The following is a 3,606-nucleotide window of genomic DNA, read 5'->3' on the forward strand; positions in this document are numbered from 1 at the left end:
GGGTTGGTGGATGGGGTGTGGGTTGTTGTTTGAGAACTGCATAGTGGACGCGAGCATCTTATTTTTTTGTTGCTGCATCGTTGATCGCACTGTTCCCCCTGGGGTGGTGTGTGAGGTGTGGTGATGCCGAGAATGACATCTTAGTTAGATATTGCTCATTTGAGGACTTTCATTGTGTGTGAAAGTTTCCAAGGGCGCATGGTGGATGCCTTGGCAACAGGAGCCGAAGAAGGACGTGGGAATCTGCGATAAGCCTGGTGGAGTCGATAACCGGACGTTGAGACCAGGATTTCCGAATGGGGAAACCCCGCACGACGTGTCGTGTGACCCCCGGTTGAACACATAGACCGGGTGGAGGGAACGTGGGGAAGTGAAACATCTCAGTACCCACAGGAAGAGAAAACAAAAGTGATTCCGTTAGTAGTGGCGAGCGAACGCGGATGGGGCTAAACCGTATGTGTGTGATACCCGGCAGGGGTTGCATGTGCGGTGTTGTGGGCCCCTCCTTGTCATGTCTGCCGGCATGGCGCAGTGAGGTGCGGGCATATAGACGAACCAGTGTGGATGCTGGACCGTAGAGGGTGAGAGTCCCGTAGTCGAAATGTGTTCCGCCGCTGTGGGAGGGTTGCCCGAGTAGCACGGGGCCCGAGGAATCCCGTGTGAATCTGCCAGGACCACCTGGTAAGCCTGAATACTACCTGTTGACCGATAGCGGATCAGTACCGTGAGGGAATGGTGAAAAGTACCCCGGGAGGGGAGTGAAATAGTACCTGAAACCATGTGCCTACAAACCGTTGGAGCCTCCTTGTGGGGTGACAGCGTGCCTTTTGAAGAATGAGCCTGCGAGTTAGTGATACGTGGCGAGGTTAACCCGTGTGGGGAAGCCGTAGCGAAAGCGAGTCTGAATAGGGCGATTGAGTCGCGTGTCCTAGACCCGAAGCGGAGTGATCTACCCATGGCCAGGTTGAAGCGCGTGTAAGAGCGCGTGGAGGACCGAACCCACTTCAGTTGAAAATGGAGGGGATGAGCTGTGGGTAGGGGTGAAAGGCCAATCAAACTCCGTGATAGCTGGTTCTCCCCGAAATGCATTTAGGTGCAGCGTCACGTGTTTCTTCCCGGAGGTAGAGCTACTGGATGGACGATGGGCCCTACAAGGTTACTGACTTCAGCCAAACTCCGAATGCCGGGAAGTGAGAGCGTGGCAGTGAGACTGTGGGGGATAAGCTTCATAGTCGAGAGGGAAACAGCCCAGACCACCGGTTAAGGCCCCTAAGCGTGTGCTAAGTGGGAAAGGATGTGGAGTTGCTGAGACAACCAGGAGGTTGGCTTAGAAGCAGCCACCCTTGAAAGAGTGCGTAATAGCTCACTGGTCAAGTGATTCCGCGCCGACAATGTAGCGGGGCTCAAGTACACCGCCGAAACCGTGGCATTCAGTTTTGCTGGATGGGTAGGGGAGCGTCGTTCACGAGGTGAAGCCAGCGGGTAACTTCTGGTGGATTGTGGACGAGTGAGAATGCAGGCATGAGTAGCGAAAGACGGGTGAGAAACCCGTCCGCCGGATGACTAAGGGTTCCAGGGTCAAGCTAATCTGCCCTGGGTAAGTCGGGACCTAAGGCGAGGCCGACAGGCGTAGTCGATGGACAACGGGTTGATATTCCCGTACCAGTGAAGAACCGTCCATGCTGAGCCGGTGATACTAACCGCCCGAACCATCCCGAACCCCGTCTTTGACGGGGTCGGTGGTGGGGAGCGCGGGACCTGAACCGGGGAGGCAAGCGCATTAACAGGTGTGACGCAGGAAGGTAGCCGGGCCGGGCAATGGAAATGACCTGGTCTAAGGGTGTAGGGCTGCCGGTAGGTAAATCCGCCGGCTGTATGCCTGAGACCTGATGGGCGCCCACTTGGTGGGTGATCCGGTGATCCTATGCTGCCTAGAAAAGCATCGGCGTGAGGTTCAAACTGCCCGTACCCTAAACCGACACAGGTGGTCAGGTAGAGAATACTAAGGCGATCGAGAGAATCATGGTTAAGGAACTCGGCAAAATGCCCCCGTAACTTCGGGAGAAGGGGGGCCCCAACCTTGAGCACCACGTGCTGGTGTGAGGGGATCGGGGCCGCAGAGACCAGGGGGAAGCGACTGTTTATCAAAAACACAGGTCCATGCGAAGTCGTAAGACGATGTATATGGACTGACTCCTGCCCGGTGCTGGAAGGTTAAGGGGACCCGTTAGCTTCGGCGAAGCGGAGAACTTAAGCCCCAGTAAACGGCGGTGGTAACTATAACCATCCTAAGGTAGCGAAATTCCTTGTCGGGTAAGTTCCGACCTGCACGAATGGAGTAACGACTTCCCCGCTGTCTCAACCATGAACTCGGCGAAATTGCATTACGAGTAAAGATGCTCGTTACGCGCAGAAGGACGGAAAGACCCCGTGACCTTTACTATAGTTTGGTATTGGTATTCGGTGTGACTTGTGTAGGATAGGTGGGAGACTGTGAAGCGGGCACGCCAGTGTTCGTGGAGTCGCCGTTGAAATACCACTCTGGTCACTCTGGATATCTAACTTCGGCCCGTGATCCGGGTCAGGGACAGTGCCTGATGGGTAGTTTAACTGGGGCGGTTGCCTCCCAAAATGTAACGGAGGCGCCCAAAGGTTCCCTCAGCCTGGTTGGCAATCAGGTGTCGAGTGCAAGTGCACAAGGGAGCTTGACTGTGAGAGTGGCAGCTCGAGCAGGGACGAAAGTCGGGACTAGTGATCCGGCGGCTCGTTGTGGAACGGCCGTCGCTCAACGGATAAAAGGTACCTCGGGGATAACAGGCTGATCTTGCCCAAGAGTCCATATCGACGGCATGGTTTGGCACCTCGATGTCGGCTCGTCGCATCCTGGGGCTGGAGTAGGTCCCAAGGGTTGGGCTGTTCGCCCATTAAAGCGGTACGCGAGCTGGGTTCAGAACGTCGTGAGACAGTTCGGTCCCTATCCTCTGCGCGCGTTGGAAATTTGAGAAGGTCTGTCCTTAGTACGAGAGGACCGGGACGGACGAACCTCTGGTATGTCAGTTGTACCGCCAGGTGCATGGCTGATTAGCTACGTTCGGGATGGATAACCGCTGAAAGCATCTAAGCGGGAAGCCGGCTTCGAGATGAGATTTCCTTGCCCCTTTGAGGGTGTGAGGCCCCCAGCTAGAACACTGGGTTGATAGGCTGGATGTGGAAGCGAGGACTGAAGACTCGTGAAGCTGACCAGTACTAATAGGCCGATGACTTACACACACTCTTATCCTATTGCTTGCTTCAAGGTGATGGGTTGGTGTTCGCGTCCACTGTGCGGTTGTCTGATTGCAACCGGCTGTCTGCTTGTTGGTGGGTGGTTGAGGTGTTTTGAATTGAATAGTGTCACTGTTGTGTGACCCGTAGGTTTCCCTGCTGTTGCCCGTGTTGAGGGTGGTGGTGTGGGGTTAGGGTTACGGCGGTCATAGCGTGGGGGAAACGCCCGGTTCCATTCCGAACCCGGAAGCTAAGGCCCACAGCGCCGATGGTACTGCAGCCGGGAGGTTGTGGGAGAGTAGGTCGCCGCCGGACATTCTTTGAGGGAGGGCCTCGCACTGT

General features: G+C 55.7%; 2 rRNA genes. Both read left to right on the forward strand.

Going from position 1 to position 3,606, the window contains the following annotated elements:
* Nucleotides 1–178 precede the first annotated feature (178 nt).
* Nucleotides 179–3,270, forward strand: a 23S ribosomal RNA gene (locus NR072_RS05315).
* Between the two features lie 192 nt (nt 3,271–3,462).
* Nucleotides 3,463–3,579, forward strand: a 5S ribosomal RNA gene (rrf, locus tag NR072_RS05320).
* Nucleotides 3,580–3,606 lie beyond the last annotated feature (27 nt).

This window comes from Micrococcus sp. Mcc89 (assembly GCF_024519795.1).
Lineage (GTDB): Bacteria > Actinomycetota > Actinomycetes > Actinomycetales > Micrococcaceae > Micrococcus > Micrococcus luteus.